Origin of the sequence: Paraflavitalea sp. CAU 1676 (assembly GCF_029223285.1) — a bacterium.
Lineage (GTDB): Bacteria > Bacteroidota > Bacteroidia > Chitinophagales > Chitinophagaceae > Paraflavitalea.
Window position 1 is genome coordinate 83,655 of record NZ_JARHUJ010000013.1, and the last position, 20,241, is coordinate 103,895.

Sequence of the window (20,241 nt, forward strand, 5' to 3'; positions counted from 1 at the left end):
TTTTCATGAAATTCCTTTTGACAGGCATTGTACTGTGTTGCCTCTTCACGGCTGCACAAGCTCAGCATATATTTAAAGCAACCATTCGCGGCGGCGAAGACAAAAGTCCGCTGCCCGGCGCATCCATCACCTGGAAAAACCAGCAAAAAACTGTCATAGCCGACTCTGCCGGCATTGTAACCATCACCGGCATTCCTGAAGGCGAACAGCAGTTCACCGTGTCCTTTGTCGGGTACGAGGCCCAAGACCTTTCCTATATATTTCCGCTCGCCAACCAGGCAGCCATAGAGATCATCCTGGAGCATGCGGAAGAAGAGGAGGATGAAGAAGCCGTGATCGTCACCGCCACCCGTACCAGTCGCACCATTGCCAACACCCCCACCCGTACGGAAGTGATCTCGGGCGAAGAACTGGGTGAAAAAGGCAATATGAAACCCGGCGACATCCGCATGCTGCTCAACGAAAGCACCGGCATTCAAACACAGCAAACCTCCGCCACCTCGTTCAATGCAGGCATCCGCATCCAGGGGCTCGACGGTCGGTATACCCAACTCCTGCGCGACGGATATCCCCTCTATGCTGGCTTCAGCGGCGGGCTGTCCATCCTTCAAATTGCTCCGCTCGATCTGCAGCAGGTGGAAGTGATCAAAGGATCGGCCTCTACCCTCTACGGCGGCGGCGCCATTGCCGGGCTGGTAAACCTGGTGTCGAAGAAACCAGGCAAGGAACGCGAGCTTAACTTCATGGCCAATGGCACCAGCGCCCGCGGGCTCGACCTGAGCGGCTTCTACAGCGAGCGTTATGGTAAGGCGGGGCTCACGGTCTTCGCTTCGCGCAATTCGAATGCGCCATTCGATCCCGCCGATATCGGACTTACGGCGATTCCTAAATTTGAGCGCTACACCATCAACCCCCGATTGTTCCTGTATGGTAAAAAACTCACGGCCGATGTAGGCGTTACTTATATTACGGAAGACCGCGTCGGTGGCAATGTCAACTACATCAAACACGGTGGCAGTGGTTTCTATGAAAAGAACAATACAGATCGTATTACTACCCAATTGGGCGTGGCCTATCGGCTGAATGATCAATCGACCTTACAGTTTAAGAATAGCTACAGCCATTTTAACCGCGATATCGCTATCCCCGCATACCAGTTTGAAGCGCTGCAGCAGTCCTCCTTTTCGGAGCTTACGTGGAATTACAAGGGTGAGCAATCCGATTGGGTGATCGGCGCCAATTTCCTCACCGACGATCTCAAAGAAGAAAAGCGATCGGCCGATCCGCTGCGCGATTATCATTACAATACGCTCGGCTTTTTTGTACAGAACGCGTGGACTGTTTCGGAGCGATTGGTATTGGAAACCGGGTTGCGGGGTGATTACGTGAAAGAGTATGGTTTTGAATTGCTGCCCCGCGTGGCAGCTATGCTGCGTATTACGCCCAGGTTGACGACCCGGCTGGGCGGTGGTTTCGGTTATAAAACACCAACTGTCTTCACCGAAGAATCGGAGCGCATCCAGTTTCAGCATGTATTGCCGATCGATGTAAACCAGTCGAAAAATGAAAGATCGGTAGGTGGCAATTGGGACTTCAACTACCGCACGAATATTGGTCCGGTTAATGTGAGCTTCAATCATTTGTTTTTCTATACCCGCCTCAACCGGCCGTTGGTATTGGAGCAGGAGGGATCGGGCCAACTGGCATTCCGCAACAGTACCGGCTATATCGACACCCGTGGTATGGAAACCAACCTGCGCCTGGTGTACCAGGATTTTAAATTGTTTATTGGCTATACCTATACCGATGCGAATACGCACTTTTCGGGCAAGGAGCAGTGGTTGCCACTTACGGCGCGTCACCGCCTCAACAATGTGCTGATGTATGAAGTTGAAGACAAGCTGAAGCTGGGCCTGGAAGCGTATTATTTTAGCCGTCAGCAATTGAGCGATGGCAATATGGGTAAAGATTACTGGATCACTGGCTTTATGGCCGAAAAGTTATGGGAGAAGTTTTCCCTATTCATCAATTTCGAAAACTTCACCAATACCCGGCAGTCCCGCTTCGATACCATCTATACCGGTACGATCGATAACCCGGTGTTCCGCGACATCTATGCCCCGGTAGAAGGCTTTGTGGTGAATGGTGGGGTGAAGATAAAGTTGTGAGCCTGGGTTGTCAGGAATTTACTTGACGATCTTATAAGTATTTTTTAATAAAACAACTCCAAATGGAGGTCATTAAAGCCAGATATCTGAATAATCAGTAACAGTCATGGAAAAGTTATTTGCCGAATTGAATGGCTTTGCCATTTATGAACCTGCCATGTTGGTGAATTATTTGAAAGAAAACCGGCTTAGGAAGAAAGATGTATTGTCGTATTTCTATACCTCGAATCATGGCGATCTCATTACCCGCCAGGGTATTGCCCTGCCTGTTGTAAACGTCGATCCGGACGATTATGGTTTTGAAATATTGGATGCCGAACCGCCGAACTACCTGGTGAGGTCTGACGGCTGGATCTTCCACGCCCCTGCCGGCCTGGTGCGTATCATCGGAATTGGCTATCTGACCAATTTGTCTTCCATCAAAGACGATACGGGCTTGCGGTTTACTATTCCTGAAGGCTGGCATAAGCTCACTATTTATAGTTATTGGAACGACGAAGAAGAGCCTTGCTTTGGATTGCATTTCCAACCGGCCGGCCAACAGCCCGAATTCTCTGGCGATTTTGATACGGATTATGCTTTTGAGTGAGGTAACAAGTTTCACCCGAATTAACAGGAAGTTTAATTAGTATGCAGTATTTTACGGTAGTCATTGACGTGACTACCGTAACTGCATCATATGAAGCTTATTTTACCCCCATTTTAATGAGTTCAATGCCGCCTGGCTGTACAGTGCCCCGGATTGGGAAACCCTCAATGCCGGCAACCTTAACCTCGCACAAACTTTTGCCACCAATGAGGAGCTGGCCTACCTGGGCGGCGTCCGTAAGGTCGAAAGAAGAGGCTGTTATTGGCTGAGATGCCCGTTTGTGCCATTGGGGCGTCAAATATGTCGGTCTGTCGCATTTTTACCATACTTCATACGCCGGGGAAGAGGATTTATGCTGCAAAATGGCCGGTTGATACCGAACCTGTTAGCGGCCCGCAAAAAGTATATTATCCTTGTGCAAATGAGCCGCCAAACCTCATTTACTCCAATGAAATCCAATTTCCTGTTCGCTTGCCTCACCGCATGCCCTGCAATATTTTGTCAGGCACAGTCGGGCCTGACCGTCAGTAGCGGTACTTCCCTCCTGATCAAGAGTAGTAACATGATGTCTGTTGACGGCATCGTATTGCAACCTTCCTCAGACTTCACCATCAACGGTAGTAATAGCATTGCCCGTAATACCTCCCTCTCGCATGGAGCTTCCGGCACTTATATCGGGCGCGCCTTTAAACTCGCCGGCACCGTCAATGCCTTTAGCGGCAGCATTACCATTTACTATAACGACAGTGAACTTAATGGCATCCCGGAAGGTAGTCTGACCCTGAACGTTCACAACGGAACCGCCTGGGGTGCATTTACTACAGGTATTACCAGAGATGGAACCAATAATTACGTGCGAACCACTGGCCTCAGCAACGTAAACCTGGATGAGTTTACCCTGGCCGATGCCATGGCCACCTTGCCGTTGACCTGGGGTGATGTGACGGCCAACAGAAAAGGTGCAGGGGCATTGGTGAAATGGCAAACCTACGACGAGAGCAGCATCAGCTATTTTGAAGTAGAAAAGCGTACCTCCACCAGCGATTGGCACACCACCGGTTCAAGGATCGAAGCCTATAACACAGCGGGCGCACATGACTATAACCTCGACGATGCGACGGTTACGCAGGCCCTTACCTATTACCGCATTAAACAGGTTGATATTAACAGCCGCTTCACCTATTCCAAAGTGGTTTCTGTAAGTGCCGTTGGTATGCCTGCTGACGTCAATCTATACCCAAATCCTGCGGGCCATTATGTGGTAGTCGATGCCCATCAGTTAAAAATGTTATCGGTTAAAGTGTATAGCTTGGATGGCAGCCTTGTGCTTTCCAAGCCGGCGAATGGTACAAGTGTTTGTGTGCTGGATTTAGGGCGCCTGCCGGCAGGCCAGTACCGGTTAGTTGCGCGGCTTTCTAATGGTGCTATTTGCAACCAGTCATTTATTAAAAAGTAATTCCAACATACAATATCCATTACAATTCATTTTATGAAAAACATCGTAGCCTCCGTAGGTTTATTATGCTGCTTTCAGGTTGCCAGCGCCCAGGTGGGCATCGGAACTGCAACGCCCCATACCAGTGCTCAACTGGATATTTCCTCTACCAATAAAGGCCTCCTGATGCCGAGAATGTCGCAGGCACAACGAACGGCCATTACATCGCCTGCCACGGGTTTGATGGTATATCAAACAGATGGAACTGCCGGTTATTATTACTATAACGGAACTGCGTGGGCGCAACTGGGTGGCGTTTCCGGTTGGAGCCTGTCGGGGAATGGCGGTACCAGCAGTGCTGATTTCATCGGTACTACCGATGCAAAACCATTATCTTTTAAGGTGGAAGGTGGATTGGCAGGTTACCTGAGTTCTGCCGTAAACTCTATAACTTCTTTTGGCTATTCAGCCGGTTTTAATAATACAGGCACCCATAACATAGCCTTTGGCTACAATGCACTCAGGACAAATACCTCCGGACGTTTCAATTCGGCCGTGGGTTATGAAGCGATGCGTTTGAATAATACAGGTAGTTATAATTCGGCGTTTGGAACGTTTGCATTGTCTAACAGTACAGGTGATGATAATACAGCTATCGGTTACGCGGCCCTGACAGCTACTACTACTGGTACGGATAATACTGCCCTGGGTTATCTGGCACTTCGTAGTACAACGACCGCTGGCTTTAATACGGCTGTTGGTGGCCTGGCGCTTACTAATAATACTACAGGTGGCCAGAATACGGCTGTGGGTTATCAGACCTTGCCTTCCTGCACTATTGGAACAGGCAACACCATAGTAGGTCAGGGGGCCGGGATAGGCATAAATTCGGGTAGCAATAATACGGGGGTTGGACAGCACTCCCTTTTCGACTTACAAACAGGTAATTACAATACAGCCGTGGGGGTTGAGGCCGGACCCAACGCTCCCGGGTTGTCCAACACAACAGCCATTGGCTACCGGGCTGCTCCTACAGCCGATAATACGGTGCGTATCGGCAATGCGGCGGTAGTTACCATTGGTGGGTATGCTGCCTGGAGTAACCTCAGTGATGTTCGCTTTAAGAAAGATATTGAACCAGAGGAGCATGGGTTGGATTTTGTTATGCAGCTGAAGCCGATCACCTATCACATGGATGTGGCCGGGTTAAACCAGCACCTCTATGGCAAGCGGGCCGGAGCCCTGATGCAGGATGCCACTTTTGCGAAAGCGGTGGAGGCCAAGGAACAGGTGCGCCAGACAGGTTTCAGCGCACAGCAAGTCGAAAAGGCTGCTGCCAGTATTGGATACCAATTCAGCGGCGTGCACATACCCGAAAATGAGCAGGATCATTATACGCTTGAATATTCCACCTTTGTGGTGCCGTTGGTAAAGGCTGTGCAGGAGCAGCAGGCGATCATCGATGGTCAGACCAAAAAGTTGGATGAACAGGCGAAGTTACTTGACGAGATGAAGAAGGAGTTGGAGCTGATTAAGTCAAAGTTGCGCTAAAACGATTGTTGTTCACGGCTTCCGTTTTTTCAATGCAGTAGGGCCCCATAGGAATATGGGGCCGATGGACTGCTGCTGATTAACTAACTATTGATATTATGAAAGAAACTTCAATTACAGGTTGTTATTAAAGCCGATAGCTCTGTCTTAAATAAGGTTATTGCCGGAGATCTTTAAAGTGCAGGCGTGGCGGCTTGGCGACTCTGCGGGCAACATTACTTTCAATCCCTGCTCATCGCGGGTAAACACGAGACTGCCGCGGCCCAGCATTTCCACTTTTTCAATGGTGCCGGTAGCGTGTGCACTTTGCGTTCCCAAAGCCTTGATGGTGATGTGTGATTCGCCCTGCGGCCAGCCCATAAAGAAAGCATACAGCGTATTCCCTTTGGTAGTGAAGCGCACATCTTCGTGGGTGAAATCTTTGCGGTTCCTTTCGTTGAACTGCTGGGCCGAGTTGACTTCTTTGTCGTTTTTGGTAACAGCCGTGCGGGGGCCATCACCGAATATCTTCCAGGGCCTGGTGCCATAGATACCTTCGCTGTTTACGGCCATCCATTGCCTAATGCCTTCCAGTACGGCCAGTTCGTCCGCATCGGGCATACCGCTGGCAGGCAAGGGTATGCTCAACATAAGGTTGCCATTGCGGCTTACAATATCCACCAGCAGGTCAACCACTGTTTTTGCCGATTTGTAGTGCCCTACCCTTTCTTTGTTGTAGTGCCAGTCGCCGATGCAGGTATCGGTTTGCCAGGCCAGCGGCCAGATATTATCGACAACGCCCCGCTCAACATCAAACACACAGATGCCCGAGCCGGCCATCGTATCTTCTGCGCGCTTGCTCGTATACACGGCCTGTGTGAGACCGCCATGTTTGGCTGCACTTTTGTTATACAGGTGCGCGAGCATATTCAATCCATACTCTTCAAAAGGCATGTGACCATCGCAATACAATAGATCGGGTTCGTATTGATCAACCAGGTCTTTGATGCGGCTGAACCAGTGTTTCTTCCAGCTATCGGGAATGCCATTCTCATTCCAGTCGAGCCGTTTGTTGAAGACTTCCTCACAGGTACCATAGAGATCAAAGTTGGCCGGATTGGCGCCATCGTAGGGTACGCCGGCAAAGGGACCTTGCTGATCACTGCCCTTGCTGCTGGAGAACCATTTGTAGGTAACCCATAAGTGATCGCTGATGCCAAAGCGCAGGTCGTGTTTACGGGCTGCGTTGCGGAACTGGCCCACGATGTCTTTGCGTGGTCCCATCTTTACCGAGTTCCATTTATTGTGCTTCGAATTCCATAGATCGAAATTGTCGTGGTGCACGCCGAGGGCCATGAAATATTTTGCCCCCGCCTTTTTGTATAGGCTCATCAGGTAATCGGCATCGAAATTTTCGGCTTTCCAGGCAGGTATGGTATCCTTGAAACCAAACTTCGAAGGATGGCCATAGCGCTCTACATGGTATTTGTATTGTCTGGATCCTTCAAGGTACATGTTGCGGGCATACCAGTCGCCGGCCTCTATGGCCGATTGCGGACCCCAATGTGCCCAGATACCGAATTTGGCATCCCTGAACCAGTCGGGTATCTGGTACTTGCGCAAGGATGCGCGGCTGCCGGTAAATGGACCAGGCTGGATGGCAGGAAGATCGTTGTGGCTGCTATTCGTGTTGCCAAATACGGAGGGCGCCAATGGCAATGCGCCAATACTTAAGGACAGATTCTTTAAAAGATATCTTCTGGTAACAGGCATCTTTGTAAATAATGGAGGTTAGGAATACTTGACAGCTGTTGTTGCTGCAATTGGCTGCGTGGAGCATACGATGGCCGTTAGCCATCCTGGAAGGAATGCTTTCATATAGCGTCACTGTAGCAAAAAGTGAACAATGACCAGCAGCGTTGGTGCTGCTGGCAAAAAACAAGCTTAGCGCTGTAAACCTACTTAGAAGCAGAAAAAGTCCGTGACAGTTTCCGGTCAAAAAACTATGCTATATTACCATGGTGGCCATGGGGTCGGGTAATGCGGCCAGTTCGGCGCGCAGGTATTCCTTTTTGTACTCCAACGGCTTTTTGCGGGTGATGAGTTTGAACTGGTGAATGAAGTGAGATAGGTTTCCGTAACCGCTTTCATAACAGATCTCCGATACGTTCTTCTCGTCCTCTACCAGGAGGCGACACGCATAGCCTATCCGCACTTCCATCAGGAATCGTACATAGGTTTTGTTAGTCTTGCTTTTAAAGTAGCGGCAAAATGACTGGCGGGTCATATTGACAAGCGCCGCTACTTCTTCGATGGTGATCTTGTTGCGGTAATTATTGAAGGTGAATTCAAATACTTTTTTGATCCTGTCTTTTTCTCCGTTGCCGGCGGTTTGCATAAAGCCGGTCGATGATAGCGGACTGTAATCGCGGGACGCGGCGATCTCTTCGAGCATGGTAAGCAGGTACACCAAACGCCGGGCTGGCGTGGCGGCAACCATTTTGTCGATCATGGCGCCGATATGCTGTTTGGTTTTACCACTGATCCGCAAGCCATTGTTGCTGCGGGCGAGCAGGTCGCGGATGACCTTCGTTTCTGGCAGCGACAGGAAGGGTTCACCCAGCGATTCGGGCATAAACTTGACACAGATGCTTTCGCCGGCCGCTTCTTCCTTTTGCAATACATAATCGTACTCATGCCGGAAGCAATGCGGCAGCAGCGAACCGATCATCACCACGTCGCCACTGTTGAAGTGGCCGATATGATCGCCGATCATCCAGGTGCCGGAACTCCTTTTAATATAGAGGAGTTCTACTTCGGGATGGTAGTGCCAGTTGTTGACCATTTCGCTGCCGGTATCCTTGCGCACCAGGAAGGAATGATCGGGCGTTGCGGTTATTTGACGCAATACAGGTTTCATATAGCAATATTCAAGCGATGGTAATATAGCACAACTATTTGGAAAAAAGTTGGCCCGGCGGTTAAAACACCTTACTCCGCTTTATTCTTCAGGTGCATTAGCAGGGAATAAGCGCCGGTGGTGACGATCGTTTTTCCTTCCAGACCTTTTGATACGACCACCGTTGCGCCATTAGCGGTGGCTCCTTTTTCTACTGGTGTGAGGCGGTAACTGCGTTCAGCTTCCTGAACGAATATATAGTCTTTGTTTTCGAAATTGACGATGGCCGCATCGGGTAATACATTTTCTTCACGGTCCCGGAGGCGGATCTCTGCGTTCATGAACATACCCGGCACCAGGCTTTTATCGTACCGCTCAAAATGGCAATGCACCTCAGTGCTGCGGTTCTCGTTCAGTGAGTGACTTACGAGGATGATCTTTGTCTCGTACCGCTCATTAGGCCGTGCATTGGTGAAGGCAAGCGCCTGCTGTCCGATTTCCAGTTGGGCCAGGTCTTTTTCATATACCGTGAGGTTGAGGTGAATATCGGCTGGGTTCACCAGCTCAAAGATCACGTCGGAAGGCGTTACATACTTGCCAATGTTCACGTTCACCTTGCTGATGTACCCGCTGATGGGCGAATGGATATTGATGGTTTTGGAGATATTGTTTTCCGTGAGGCGTTCTGCGTTGATGGCCAGCAGACTCAACTTCGCCGCCAGTGCTTTGCTTTCTATGCTGAGGTTGCGGTATTCGCTTTCTGCCTGCTGCAACACTTTATCGCTGCTGGCCTTGCTGCTGTTGAGCTCCCGCTGCCGGTCGTACTCCTTCTGCGCATAATTGAGCTTGTTTCTTACCAGGAGATAATCCTGCTGCAGCTGAATGTATTGCGGGTCTTCCATCACCGCCAGTAGTTGCCCTTTTTGCACATGGGTGCCGGGTAGCATGTTGGTGGTCTTGAGGTATCCGCCCAGGGGCGTACTGATCGACATCAGGTTTTGCGGCGGTACGTCTATTTGTCCGCTGAGCCTGAGCGTACCGCTCATCGCCTGGCGGCTAAGTTGGCCCGTTTGCAGGCGACTGTTCGTGACTTGCTCAGCCGAGAGTGTTACGAGGTCTTCGTCGGCGGGAGCTGCTGTAGGGGCCGCTGGTGGCGTAGCCTGGCCGCCACAACCCAACAGGGTGATGCTAATGAATAAGACCAGGGTGCAATAGATGATATTCCTGCTGTTCATAATTATTTGGATAAAAGATAGTTCAGGTGAATGATGCTGTTGTTGAGGTTCATGATCGCTTCGAGGTAGCTCAGCTGCGTTTGGAGCGACTGCTGGTTGAGCACGGTCCATTCGAGGTAATTGATCTCGCCACCCTGCAATTGCTTATTGAGGGTATTGGTGATGTCCTGTGCATTGCGGAGGGCGCCTTGTTCAAAGTCGGCCACTATGTTGCGGTATTGCTCTACCTGGCTCAGGGCTCCGGCATACTCTGCCTGCAATGCCTTCGACCGGTATTCCATTTCATTGCGGGAAATGCTGAGGGCGGTTTGTGCAGATCTTATTTTCGCCTTTTGAGCACTGGTAAACAAGGGTAGTTCAATACCGAGCTGAACAGATTGAAACCTGTCGGCCGTTCCGTATTTGATGCCGTCGCGGATGCTCAGGTTATTATAACCAGCACTAAACTCCGGGAAAAGCTTTGACTGCTCTACACGTATCGCTGCCTCGGCGGTCTTCTCCTGTTGCCGGTACCAGCGGAGTGCCGGATGATCCTTCAGGCTGCTGCTGTCCGTGAGGATGGATTCGGCTTTGATGGAGGATGATTGCGGATAGCGAAGATTCGGGGTATTCAGCAATAACATGAATTGCTGGCGCAGCGTCGCTTTTTCCTGCAATAGCTGTTTCTGCAATATACGCAGCTGAATTAGCTGGTTTTCGGCACTGGCTTTCTCCAGCATATTGGTTTCGCCGGCTTTCAGCCGTAAAGCGGCCACCCGCAGGAAGGCGCTGAAACTGCTGTCCATCTGCTGCAGCAATGCTTCCTTTTTGTCGATCAGCAGGAGCTCATAGAAGATAACCGTTGTGATCTTCCGGATATCGGCCTCCTGGAGTTCTGTTTCCACCAGCTTCGCTTTCCATTCTTCGCTCAGTAGGTTCTTTTGCCGGTTGTACACGCCGGGCAAACTGAATCCCTGCACGATGGATACACGGTTGTCGGTATACGGACTATTGAATTTGCCATATTCCACATTGACCGAAGTCTTGGGCAGGTTGGTGGCTGTTTTGATGAGTTCTTTTGCCTGCGTGGCACGCAGCCGCCTGTTCTGCACTTGTAGGTTATTGACCACGGCACTATCGAGTGCTTCTTTCAGTCCGATCTTTTCCTGGGCTGTGGAGGAAAGCGTAATGGCCAGCAAAGCGGCGACGGTAGCTACCTTTTTGCGTGATACCCGGATACCCTTTTCAAAAGCGATATAAAGGATGGGCAATACGAACAAGGTGAGCAGGGTGGCGATGAGGAGTCCGCCGATGACAACGGTGGCCAGCGGCCTTTGTACGGAGGCCCCTGCCCCATTGCTGAGGGCCATGGGCAAAAAGCCCAGGGAGGCCACGCAGGCTGTCATCAATACAGGCCTCAAGCGGGTTACGGTACCGCGCAACACCAATCGCTTCAGATCTGTTTCGCCCTGCTGTTTGATGCGATTGAATTCGGCCACCAATACGATGCCATTGAGAACGGCTATACCAAACAACGCGATAAAGCCTACCCCGGCGCTGATGCTGAATGGCATGCCCCGCAGGGCTAGCAGGAATATACCCCCGATGGCCGAGAGTGGGATCGCCGTATAGATGAGCAATCCGTATTTAATGGAGTTGAAAGCGAAATACAGTAGCAGGAAGATGAGTATGAGCGCAACCGGCACTGCTACGGATAAACGCGCTTTGGCTTCATTGAGGTTCTCGAACGATCCGCCATAACCGATGGAATAACCGGCCGGCAGTTTGATGGAGGCGGACACCCGTTGCTGCAATTCTTTCACGATGCTTTCCACATCACGGCCACTCACATTGAAACCTACCAGTATCCTCCGGCGGGTATCTTCGCGTTGTATCTGGCTCGGACTATCGACCAGTTCCACCTTCGCCACCTGGTATAAAGGGATCTGTGTACCCATCGGCGTGCGGATCAGCAGATTTTGAACATCGCTGATATCTGTGCGACGTTCCTGCTGAAGCCGCACCACCAGTTCGAATCGTTTTTCGCCTTCAAACACCTGGCCTGCGCTCTGTCCCGCAAATGCCGCATTCACGTTGCGGTTGATGTCGCCGATCTGCAATCCATATTGCGCCAGGGCGGCCCGGTTGTATTTGATCACGATCTGCTGCGTACCGGTAATCTGTTCTACATAAAGCTCAGTAGCGCCTTCGACTGTTTTAACAATATTACCCAGTTGTTTGGCGTAGAGGCTCAGCGTGTCCAGGTTCTCCCCGAATATCTTGCACACTACATCCTGACGGGCGCCTGTCATGAGTTCATTGAAGCGCATCTGTACCGGGAACTGAAAGCTCGTGGTAACGCCGGGCACTTCTGCAGCCGCGGCGCCCATTTTATCGGCCAGTTCTTCGAAAGAGCTGGCAGAGGTCCATTCTTTTTTAGGCTTGAGGTTGATGATCATATCGCCCATATCCATCGGTAGAGGTTCGGTGGGCACTTCGCTGCTGCCGATCTTGGTAACGATGTGTTTTACTTCAGGGAAGCGGCTTTTCAGAATGCCGGCTACCTGTTGCACATGGTCGATGGTGGTATGCAGGTTGCTGCCCGACAGTACGCGTGTTTCCACGGCAAAGTCGCCCTCTTCGATAGAAGGGATGAATTCGCCGCCGAGGCGCGATAAGATGAATACCGATGTTACAAACAACAGTATGACGGTACCCACGATGATGCGCGGTATTTGGAGTGCCCGGGTGAGCAGCCGTTTATACAAGGTTTCTATCCGCGCCATAATGCGGTCGGCCAGGTTGGCTTTTGTGGCGAGCTTTCTGCTCAATACCAGGCTGCTCATCATGGGAATATAGGTGAGCGAGAGGATAAAGGCGCCCAGGAGCGCAAAGGCGACCGTTTGCGCCATCGGCTTGAACATTTTGCCTTCAATACCCTGCAAGCTGAAGATGGGCAGGTAAACGATGAGGATGATGATCTGTCCAAATACGGCACTGTTCATCATTTTGGACGAAGCACTTTTTACCTCATGGTCCATCTGCTGCCGGTTGAGCAGGTTTAGGCCGGCAAATTTTTTACTGTGACTGAGCTGATGCATCACGGCTTCTACGATAATGACGGCGCCGTCTACGATGAGGCCAAAGTCAAGGGCGCCGAGGCTCATCAGGTTGCCGCTTACGCCAAACAGGTTCATCATGATCACAGCAAACAGCATCGACAGTGGTATCACCGATGCCACCAGCAGACCGGCGCGCAGGTTGCCGAGGAAGATCACCAAAACAAACACGACGATGAGCGCGCCTTCGAGCAGGTTGGTTTGTACAGTATCGATGGCATTGCTCACCATATTGGTGCGGTCGAGGAAGGGTTCTATCACGACACCTTCGGGCAGGGATTGTTGGATTTCCTCAATCTTGTTTTTGATGTCTTTGATAACGACATTGCTGTTGGCGCCTTTCAGCATCATCACGATGGCGCCGGAAACTTCCCCTTCGTTGTTATAGGTCAGGGCGCCATAGCGGGTAGCTGAACCGATGGTTACGTCGGCCACATCACGGATCAGCAGCGGCGTACCATTTGGAAGGTTCCTGATGACGGTATTGCCGATATCGTCCTGGCTGCCGATAAGGCCTTCACTGCGGATGTATAAGACCGTAGCCTGCTTTTCGATATAGGAGCCGCCGGTGTTCTCATTGTTGTTTTCAAGGGCGTTGAACACATCGGCGATGGTAAGCCCATGGGCCTGCAGTTTTGCCGGGGTAATGGCTACCTGGTATTGTTTCAGTTTACCACCAAAGCTGCTCACTTCTGCCACGCCTTTAACGCCCAGCAGCTGGCGGCGAACGATCCAGTCCTGCAGGGTACGCAGTTCAGTGATGTCGTAGCGGTTTTCGTAGCCTTTTTTCGGCTTTACTACATACTGGTATATTTCACCCAGTCCCGTAGAGATGGGCCCCATTTCAGGCTTCCCTATGCCTTCGGGGATGGAGGACTGGATCACGGCAAGGCGCTCGGACACCTGTTGGCGGGCCCAGTAAATATCGACGTCGTCGTCGAACACGAGGGTAACGAGTGAGAGGCCAAAGCGGCTGTAACTACGGATCTCGGCCATGCCGGCAATATTGGAGCTGCTTTGCTCTACGGGAAAGGTAACGAGGCGCTCGATATCGGTAGCACCGTAGGATGGCGCAACGGTAATGATCTGCACCTGGTTGTTGGTAATGTCCGGCACGGCATCTACGGGCAGTTTGAACAGTTCGAAAATGCCATAGATGATCAATGCGATGGTCGATAGCGCAATGACGAGTTTATTCCTCACGGAAAACCCGATAATTCGGTTCAACATGCAGTAAGAGAATTTGAACGATTTGTATAAGTGGAATTGACCGACCAGCAGTGTGATCAGGCCTTATGCAACGGTGGAGAAGTTGCCGGCTTTGGGAGGCTGCCAGATATTGTTGACGTTGGCAGAAGGGATGAGGGTATCGTTCTTGGGGAAAAATACATTGGGGGATGCGGGCTGCACCGGCTTGCGGAGGTCGACGTAGAAGTTGTCCGGAAGTACGGGACTTGCCTGGATATTAAAGTCAATTTTTTTGAAGGGAAGTTGATTGTCGCGCTCTTCATCGTTATCGGTATGCGGCACATCGTTGTAATGGTCGATCAGGAACCGAACGAAGGTGATCTTGTCGTCGAGTTGTTTATGCTCCTGGAAATGCTGGAGGAGCACAGGGAACTTCAATATCTCCCGCAGCTCAGTGCCGGAAATAATGGAAATAACCAATAATATGATCGTCGCAGATCGTTTCAACGTGGGCAAAGGTAATCAGGATCAGTTTGATTGAAAAGAAATTGTATAGACGGCGAACGGGAGAAATACTTGCGGATAACCCTATTCGGTGAGGAAATTAGCTGGTTCGGGCAGGAAATGGGCGCTTGCTTTGCGCTCTTGCGGACGTTGCTATAGATTACGCTCATATAGCGGAAGATAGCCGGCATTACAAGTTCCGGTATGCTTCTGCATTAAACGATTTTAATGAAGGATACCAAATCATGAGTGAACTAAAAGAATTTACCATTTTCAAACACCTGGCGCAGGAGCACCACACCTCCGTTCGTATTGCCGATAAAATGTATTCTGCCAACGTAAAAGGCCCTCAGCCGGCAACGGGCAAGGTGTTGCATTTCTGGGGACAATTCACCAGTGAGCTGCCGGTAAAGTTTCAGCCTAATGGGGAGGCAGGGCATCAATACATGGAATGCAGTTCGAAAGAAGAAGCCGACAAGTTGTGTCAGGAACTCAAGGCTTATATTTTCCAAACCTGGCCCGATAGCATCGAATGGGCCAGTGATGGCTGGTATCGCTGGATGATCCATGATATGCGGCAAATGACCCTGCAATTTGAGAATAAGATGAAGAAGAAATGAGTTCGCCGCTGTTTATTGAAAAAGAGAAGGCCCTGTGAAAACAAGGCCCTGACGTGCTATAACTGCACATGAGAAAAATGCGTTTTGCTGATCCATATGATGACGCCATATTTTGACGAATATGGTCTTATAATAATTTAACAACCCTACTTTGACCAGGTATCCCTGGTGCGGCAAGTTATGGCTGTTGCCAACTCCGCGGAACTAAGAGGAACCGTAATGTTCAAATAGTTGCCTGGAGTGAAAGAATTTTGACATCAAGTAGCATTGCGCTTGCAGTTAATAGTGCCTCAAACATCCGGCAATTTGTAGTTGTATTTACCCAATCATTGCCAGGATTCATAAATGTTACCCTTTTTTAAAGGGAAAGCTGGCGGTTTTAGACGTTGGCGGGTGTCCATTTGGGTAAAACCCTCAGGGACATAACTATGAAAACAATACCATTGTCCTTACTCTGGTACTGGGTGCTGGGGGCATTCGGTACCGCGCAGGCGCAGGTGTATCATTTTCCAACGGTATACAGTCCGGCCGGATGTGCCTACACCTATGAAATAGCCATCACTGTCAGGCTCGACTCGATAAAGGTGACCAATATCTATTTCGATGATGGCACTACCGGGTCACTGTCTTTCGAAGCGTATGTGTCTTACCAAAATGTATTTGCCAATTCGACGCTACCGCCGGGCAATTTCTTTACCTACGACATCGCGGTATTTTCAAAGAATACGAATCTAAGTCCCCAGTCGCTCACAAATAATGTAGGCAACGTGCCGGTGCAGACAGGTGGCGCTGGTGGCCTGGCCTCTCAAAACAATCCTACTTACAATGCATCGGCCAGTGCGTTGGGGCTGGTCGTCAACAAGTCGTATAGTACGGCAGCTGTATTATCGGCACTGGCTTATGACAGCGCCACGTTGCACATCAACCTGCCTTGCCTGGATACGGTGATAACGACCGATGACTCAGGGACGCTCCCGGTATGGTGGTCGGGGATCAAAGGCGCTGTAAAGAACCAACAGGTGTCACTGACATGGCAAACCTATCTGGAGCAAAATAACGAGGGTTTTTTTATTGAAAGGAGTTCAGATGCTGCGCACTGGGAGGTTTCTGGTTTTCTGGCAAGCAAGGCCGCTTTGGGCAATAGCCAGGTTCCCATTGCCTATCAGTATAAATGCAACGAACCGGCGCCCGGGCGTTATTATTACAGAGTTAAACAGCGTGACTTCGATGGCCAATCGGTGGTAAGTAATATTGTTACCGTATCATTGGCCGGCCGTCAGGGTGCGGGCGGCATTGTAGTTTATCCAAATCCGGCAAAGGATGCGATTGTACTAAAACAGCTGGCACCCAATACAGCTTATACTATCTGCGATACCTACGGCAGACTAGTACAAAGGGGTATTTACCAGAACCGGGTCGATGTTTCAAAGTTGCAGCCTGGTATGTACTGGTTTCGCGCCGATGGGGCGAGTGTCCGGTTTGTGGTGGTGCGATAATACCACGTTTTAACTATAATTTAGGCGGCAGGAAAAATTCGGGAGGATATCCGGAATTAAATTCGTGTGCGCATGGCTTTTTCCCGCCATGTTTATCATCCTATAACCTGACGCTTATGAAGTTTGTAAGTTTACTCCTATTGGTTTTCGTTTCCGCGTTTTGTTCTTATGCACAGCAAACCACCATCACGGTATCCGTACCTGTCAGCAAAAAGACTACCAGCGCCATGCTTTTTGTTCCTAATGAGGTAGAGACTTACAGGCATGCGTGGAGTGATTGGTTTTGGAATATCGACACGCCGCTGTTGGCGGGAAAAGCAACATTTTCATTTGAAGTCAATACGTCGGTATACATGCGACTTTCTGTAAAAGGATTGCCACAGGCCACCCTCTTTGTGATGCCTGGTGATCATCTGTCGGTTATCTGGCAGGATACTGGCTCGAAGAAAGGATATATCGTTACTGGCCGGGGCAGCAACAATAATCAGGATGTCAAAGAGAGACTTGCATTTAACACTGACCTCTATGAAAAAGACACACTACCCGGTCGGATACTGGCTGATCTGCGGGCTGCGTACAGCAAGGATAGCGCCGCTTTACGCTCCTATTTTGCCAAACATCGTCCTTCCCTTAGTTATGTAAATGCCCGCAAGGCCGATCTGGCCTATTTTATTCCGGATGTATTTTGCGACTACCTGGGCAACCACAAGTTTTATCTCAGGGATCTGCCGAATTATCCTACCCTCAAACCTGTGTGGGATCGTGCACTCGATAGCATCATGAAGCGCACTACGATGACCGATTATTTCGCTCTGGTCTCCCCTCATTATACTCATTTCCTCACTACTTATCTGTTGCGATATAAAGAAGAATTGTGGGATCAAATGAGTACAGATCCTGAAGAATTTCGTAAAGATTGGTGCTACGACGAGCATGATAGCGGCAAGGCATTGCTGGCGGATATGGAAAATCTGCTGACGGAAAAGATCATCAAGCGGTCTTTCAATGGATCTGTAAAGGAATTCGCTTATGTGCACATGATGCATGAAGCGGTCGGTGAAAAGGAGGATAACCTGGTAAAGATCTACAACAATTTCACGGCTAACTGGCCTGTCAGTACGTATCAGCCATTTCTTGAGCCCAGATTGGCGCCCATTCGCGAAAAGTTCCGGCGATGGTATAATGAGAAGATGATCATCGTGCCTAACAGCACAAGCTATAAGACGTTTGGTGAATTAAAGCAGCTTGTAAAAGGAAAGACGGTCTTGCTGGACATGTGGGGTACCTGGTGTGGTCCCTGTCGCAAGGAGCTCGATCAGCATAGCCAAGCGCTTAAGGATTACTTCAAAGGGAAAGGTGTTGTTTTTCTCTATGTGGCCAATTATGACCTGGGCAATGAAACCAGATGGAAAGACCTGATCCCCTACTATAATCTCGAAGGCACCCACATCCTGGCCAGTCAGGAGTTAACAGCAGATATCAATAAGGTAACAAAGATGAGTGGCTATCCTTCCTATATCATCATCAAAAAAGACGGCAGCTTTGAATTGTCCCAAGCCGGTTATCCCATGAACCGCGCCAAGCTTATCAAACAAATTGAGGCGGCTTTGTGAGATGAGACACTTAATTGTTCATTGTTGCGTACCGGTAATTAAAAACACTTCTTAAAGGTTGGGATTTTCTTTGGAAGGGGCTTTGTCATTCCTTAGCTGATCACGCCAGTATTTTACATCTTCCTCCTTGCTCCATTTAATCCATTCCCGTCTGTTCCTGATTGCAGTGAATGAGCAACCCGTTGCTGTGGGAAATGAATACAATAATATATTGGCATACCAATCGCGGGTGGTGTCGGACAAGAGGCGAACCAGCCTTTTCATCAACCGTTTTCTGCCGTACCGGGTGATCATTGAATCGACATTAACAGATTTAGTATCAATACAAGGCAGGTGTATTGATAATTTGGGTTCCTTATTAGAGATAGGGACCAGCGCGAGTACTTGATTAAAGCGTAAGCTGTCATTGGAAAGACTTTTTACGAATCGCCTCATTCCATGTTGGGCATTCGAAGTCTGATAGGATAATCCTAACGCTATTGCTAAGGAAAGCAGTTGGGGAGCAATTATTCTTAAGGGCATGTCTGACCGCATTTGGAGGCGGCAAACATAATTATTATTCGTGGGCAATGCGCTGGTTGCCGGTACCATGAATGGGCTGACGCCGTTAAATAATTTATAAAATGCATCGTTGCCGGCGGAATGGATGGTGGTTTTCTTTTTGCCGGCGATTATTTTCTCCGCGCCGGCGAATTGAGGTTTCGACCATGATAAACGTCCATGGGGATATGATTGCCTGGATATACCTTCTCCAATAGAGCATAGAGCACGGGATCGTACTGCTTCAGGTCGTCGGGTGTTTGAATGCGTTGTGTGCCGTCATAAAATTCGTAGTTAGACCAGAACCACCACTGGGTGCCTTCGGCCCAATATTCCTCCATGGTGTTGATGGCGTATTGACCTTTGTACAGTCCTTTGGTTTTTGCGGTTTCATAAGCCAGTCTCAGTGCACTGCGAAAGGCCGTATCGATCGACACCAGCGCGCCCATAATGTTGTGGCTGAACTCATGCACAGTAATGTTCTCGCCAAAATACCGGGTGCCGGGGATGCCGAGCAGGTTCTCTTCGGCGCAGGAGGTTTTGATGCCACCCATGCCGCGAGCCCGCTGGTTCCAGTACTGGCGATCGGTCATGGATGCGATGCCACCAGGCTTATCGTAATTCTCCCGCTCGCTGGGTGTTAAACGCCGGTCGTCTTTGGTGGGTTTCTTCCAGTCGCGGCATTCAGGCAGGTCGGTTTGCATTTCTGCTTTGGCAATGATCGACAACCGGGCTCCCCGTTTGATCAGCACGGTGCGTACATCCGGCCGCTTTAACAACATGTAGTTGACGATATCCCGGGCTACAAGCACCGCTTCATCGGACACGTTGGTGCTCGAAACGACAGGGATACCGTAGGCGTCGGTGTATTTCTTATAGAAACCGGTATCGAGGCGCAGGCTATCGGGCGGCGTGCTGATCACATACTTGCTGTAAGAGACGATCAGGCTGCCATCGCCGGAGGGCGTCTGCGCGTGAGCCGAAAGGGACAAAAATGTACCGGCTATGAGGAGAGATGTTGGTTTCATGCTGGATGGGTAAATGCTGTTGGAAAGTGGTGATTGTAACAGCAATTTAATCTACCCTATCCTTTTAGCGGCGGAATACCCGGCTCTTTGTTAAAATGGGTTTAGTATTGGGAAAAATCAGGTAAACGCAAAAAAAGCTGTATCCGGGAAGGCCAACAAAAAAAGCCTGATTTTATCTCAGGCTTCAATTTTTACTACTTGCGATATTTTTTTGCAGGATCCCTTTTATTATGGTAGATGGAAGTTATAATTACTTTTTTCGATTTCTCATCAGGGAAGTAAACAAATCGTATTGGGA

At 49.8% G+C, this 20,241-nt stretch carries 14 protein-coding genes; 7 read left to right on the forward strand and 7 right to left on the reverse strand.

The features are described 5' to 3' along the window. The first annotated feature begins 5 nt into the window (after nt 1-5). The 4 genes from P2H89_RS33915 (at nt 6) to P2H89_RS33930 (ending at nt 5,743) form a co-directional block, all read left to right on the forward strand. Complete coding sequence (locus P2H89_RS33915; RefSeq protein WP_275835740.1) at nt 6-2,168, forward strand: TonB-dependent receptor; 2,163 nt, start codon at nt 6-8, stop codon at nt 2,166-2,168. A gap of 106 nt (nt 2,169-2,274) precedes the next feature. Next, nucleotides 2,275-2,757, forward strand: a complete 483-nt coding sequence (locus P2H89_RS33920; protein ID WP_275835742.1) for a hypothetical protein — start codon at nt 2,275-2,277, stop codon at nt 2,755-2,757. Between the two features lie 448 nt (nt 2,758-3,205). Next, nucleotides 3,206-4,213, forward strand: a complete 1,008-nt coding sequence (locus tag P2H89_RS33925) for a T9SS type A sorting domain-containing protein (RefSeq protein WP_275835744.1) — start codon at nt 3,206-3,208, stop codon at nt 4,211-4,213. 33 nt (nt 4,214-4,246) lie between these two features. Further along, the gene (locus tag P2H89_RS33930) at nt 4,247-5,743 is read left to right on the forward strand and encodes a tail fiber domain-containing protein (RefSeq protein WP_275835746.1); all 1,497 of its coding nucleotides are present in this window, start codon (nt 4,247-4,249) and stop codon (nt 5,741-5,743) included. A 147-nt stretch (nt 5,744-5,890) separates the two neighbouring features. Here P2H89_RS33930 and P2H89_RS33935 read toward each other — a convergent pair whose 3' ends face one another. From P2H89_RS33935 to P2H89_RS33955, 5 genes are all read right to left on the reverse strand, one after another. Then, nucleotides 5,891-7,495 (reverse strand): alpha-L-fucosidase, encoded by a 1,605-nt coding sequence (locus P2H89_RS33935; RefSeq protein WP_275835748.1) that lies wholly within the window; start codon nt 7,493-7,495, stop codon nt 5,891-5,893. A gap of 235 nt (nt 7,496-7,730) precedes the next feature. Then, nucleotides 7,731-8,642, reverse strand: coding sequence for an AraC family transcriptional regulator (locus P2H89_RS33940; protein WP_275835750.1), 912 nt, complete (start codon nt 8,640-8,642; stop codon nt 7,731-7,733). Between the two features lie 71 nt (nt 8,643-8,713). Beyond that, nucleotides 8,714-9,856 (reverse strand): efflux RND transporter periplasmic adaptor subunit, encoded by a 1,143-nt coding sequence (locus tag P2H89_RS33945; RefSeq protein WP_275835752.1) that lies wholly within the window; start codon nt 9,854-9,856, stop codon nt 8,714-8,716. A 2-nt stretch (nt 9,857-9,858) separates the two neighbouring features. Beyond that, on the reverse strand, nt 9,859-14,184 hold the full coding sequence (locus P2H89_RS33950; RefSeq protein WP_275835754.1) for a CusA/CzcA family heavy metal efflux RND transporter: 4,326 nt from the start codon (nt 14,182-14,184) through the stop codon (nt 9,859-9,861). Between the two features lie 63 nt (nt 14,185-14,247). Further along, nucleotides 14,248-14,649 carry a hypothetical protein gene (locus P2H89_RS33955; RefSeq protein WP_275835756.1) on the reverse strand — a complete coding sequence of 134 codons (402 nt, stop codon included), beginning with the start codon at nt 14,647-14,649 and terminating at the stop codon, nt 14,248-14,250. Between the two features lie 242 nt (nt 14,650-14,891). Here P2H89_RS33955 and P2H89_RS33960 point away from each other — a divergent pair, with 242 nt between their 5' ends. The 3 genes from P2H89_RS33960 to P2H89_RS33970 all read left to right on the forward strand — a co-directional run bounded on the left by P2H89_RS33960 (nt 14,892) and on the right by P2H89_RS33970 (nt 18,375). After that, nucleotides 14,892-15,266 carry a hypothetical protein gene (locus tag P2H89_RS33960; RefSeq protein WP_275835758.1) on the forward strand — a complete coding sequence of 125 codons (375 nt, stop codon included), beginning with the start codon at nt 14,892-14,894 and terminating at the stop codon, nt 15,264-15,266. A gap of 428 nt (nt 15,267-15,694) precedes the next feature. Next, complete coding sequence (locus P2H89_RS33965; RefSeq protein ID WP_275835760.1) at nt 15,695-16,762, forward strand: T9SS type A sorting domain-containing protein; 1,068 nt, start codon at nt 15,695-15,697, stop codon at nt 16,760-16,762. A 116-nt stretch (nt 16,763-16,878) separates the two neighbouring features. After that, nucleotides 16,879-18,375 carry a TlpA disulfide reductase family protein gene (locus P2H89_RS33970; protein WP_275835762.1) on the forward strand — a complete coding sequence of 499 codons (1,497 nt, stop codon included), beginning with the start codon at nt 16,879-16,881 and terminating at the stop codon, nt 18,373-18,375. A 51-nt stretch (nt 18,376-18,426) separates the two neighbouring features. Here P2H89_RS33970 and P2H89_RS33975 read toward each other — a convergent pair whose 3' ends face one another. Both P2H89_RS33975 and P2H89_RS33980 read right to left on the reverse strand, forming a co-directional pair. Then, the gene (locus tag P2H89_RS33975; protein WP_275835764.1) at nt 18,427-18,669 is read right to left on the reverse strand and encodes a hypothetical protein; all 243 of its coding nucleotides are present in this window, start codon (nt 18,667-18,669) and stop codon (nt 18,427-18,429) included. A gap of 377 nt (nt 18,670-19,046) precedes the next feature. Continuing rightward, nucleotides 19,047-19,943 carry a hypothetical protein gene (locus P2H89_RS33980; RefSeq protein WP_275835766.1) on the reverse strand — a complete coding sequence of 299 codons (897 nt, stop codon included), beginning with the start codon at nt 19,941-19,943 and terminating at the stop codon, nt 19,047-19,049. Nucleotides 19,944-20,241 lie beyond the last annotated feature (298 nt).

What these genes read in the sequence shown, in the direction of transcription:
- P2H89_RS33915 (WP_275835740.1), top strand. Translation starts at nt 6, where the DNA reads ATGAAATTCCTTTTGACAGGCATTGTACTGTGTTGCCTCTTCACGGCT.
- P2H89_RS33920 (WP_275835742.1), top strand. Translation starts at nt 2,275, where the DNA reads ATGGAAAAGTTATTTGCCGAATTGAATGGCTTTGCCATTTATGAACCT.
- P2H89_RS33925 (WP_275835744.1), top strand. Translation starts at nt 3,206, where the DNA reads ATGAAATCCAATTTCCTGTTCGCTTGCCTCACCGCATGCCCTGCAATA.
- P2H89_RS33930 (WP_275835746.1), top strand. Translation starts at nt 4,247, where the DNA reads ATGAAAAACATCGTAGCCTCCGTAGGTTTATTATGCTGCTTTCAGGTT.
- P2H89_RS33935 (WP_275835748.1), bottom strand. Translation starts at nt 7,495, where the DNA reads ATGCCTGTTACCAGAAGATATCTTTTAAAGAATCTGTCCTTAAGTATT.
- P2H89_RS33940 (WP_275835750.1), bottom strand. Translation starts at nt 8,642, where the DNA reads ATGAAACCTGTATTGCGTCAAATAACCGCAACGCCCGATCATTCCTTC.
- P2H89_RS33945 (WP_275835752.1), bottom strand. Translation starts at nt 9,856, where the DNA reads ATGAACAGCAGGAATATCATCTATTGCACCCTGGTCTTATTCATTAGC.
- P2H89_RS33950 (WP_275835754.1), bottom strand. Translation starts at nt 14,184, where the DNA reads ATGTTGAACCGAATTATCGGGTTTTCCGTGAGGAATAAACTCGTCATT.
- P2H89_RS33960 (WP_275835758.1), top strand. Translation starts at nt 14,892, where the DNA reads ATGAGTGAACTAAAAGAATTTACCATTTTCAAACACCTGGCGCAGGAG.
- P2H89_RS33965 (WP_275835760.1), top strand. Translation starts at nt 15,695, where the DNA reads ATGAAAACAATACCATTGTCCTTACTCTGGTACTGGGTGCTGGGGGCA.
- P2H89_RS33970 (WP_275835762.1), top strand. Translation starts at nt 16,879, where the DNA reads ATGAAGTTTGTAAGTTTACTCCTATTGGTTTTCGTTTCCGCGTTTTGT.
- P2H89_RS33975 (WP_275835764.1), bottom strand. Translation starts at nt 18,669, where the DNA reads ATGATCACCCGGTACGGCAGAAAACGGTTGATGAAAAGGCTGGTTCGC.
- P2H89_RS33980 (WP_275835766.1), bottom strand. Translation starts at nt 19,943, where the DNA reads ATGAAACCAACATCTCTCCTCATAGCCGGTACATTTTTGTCCCTTTCG.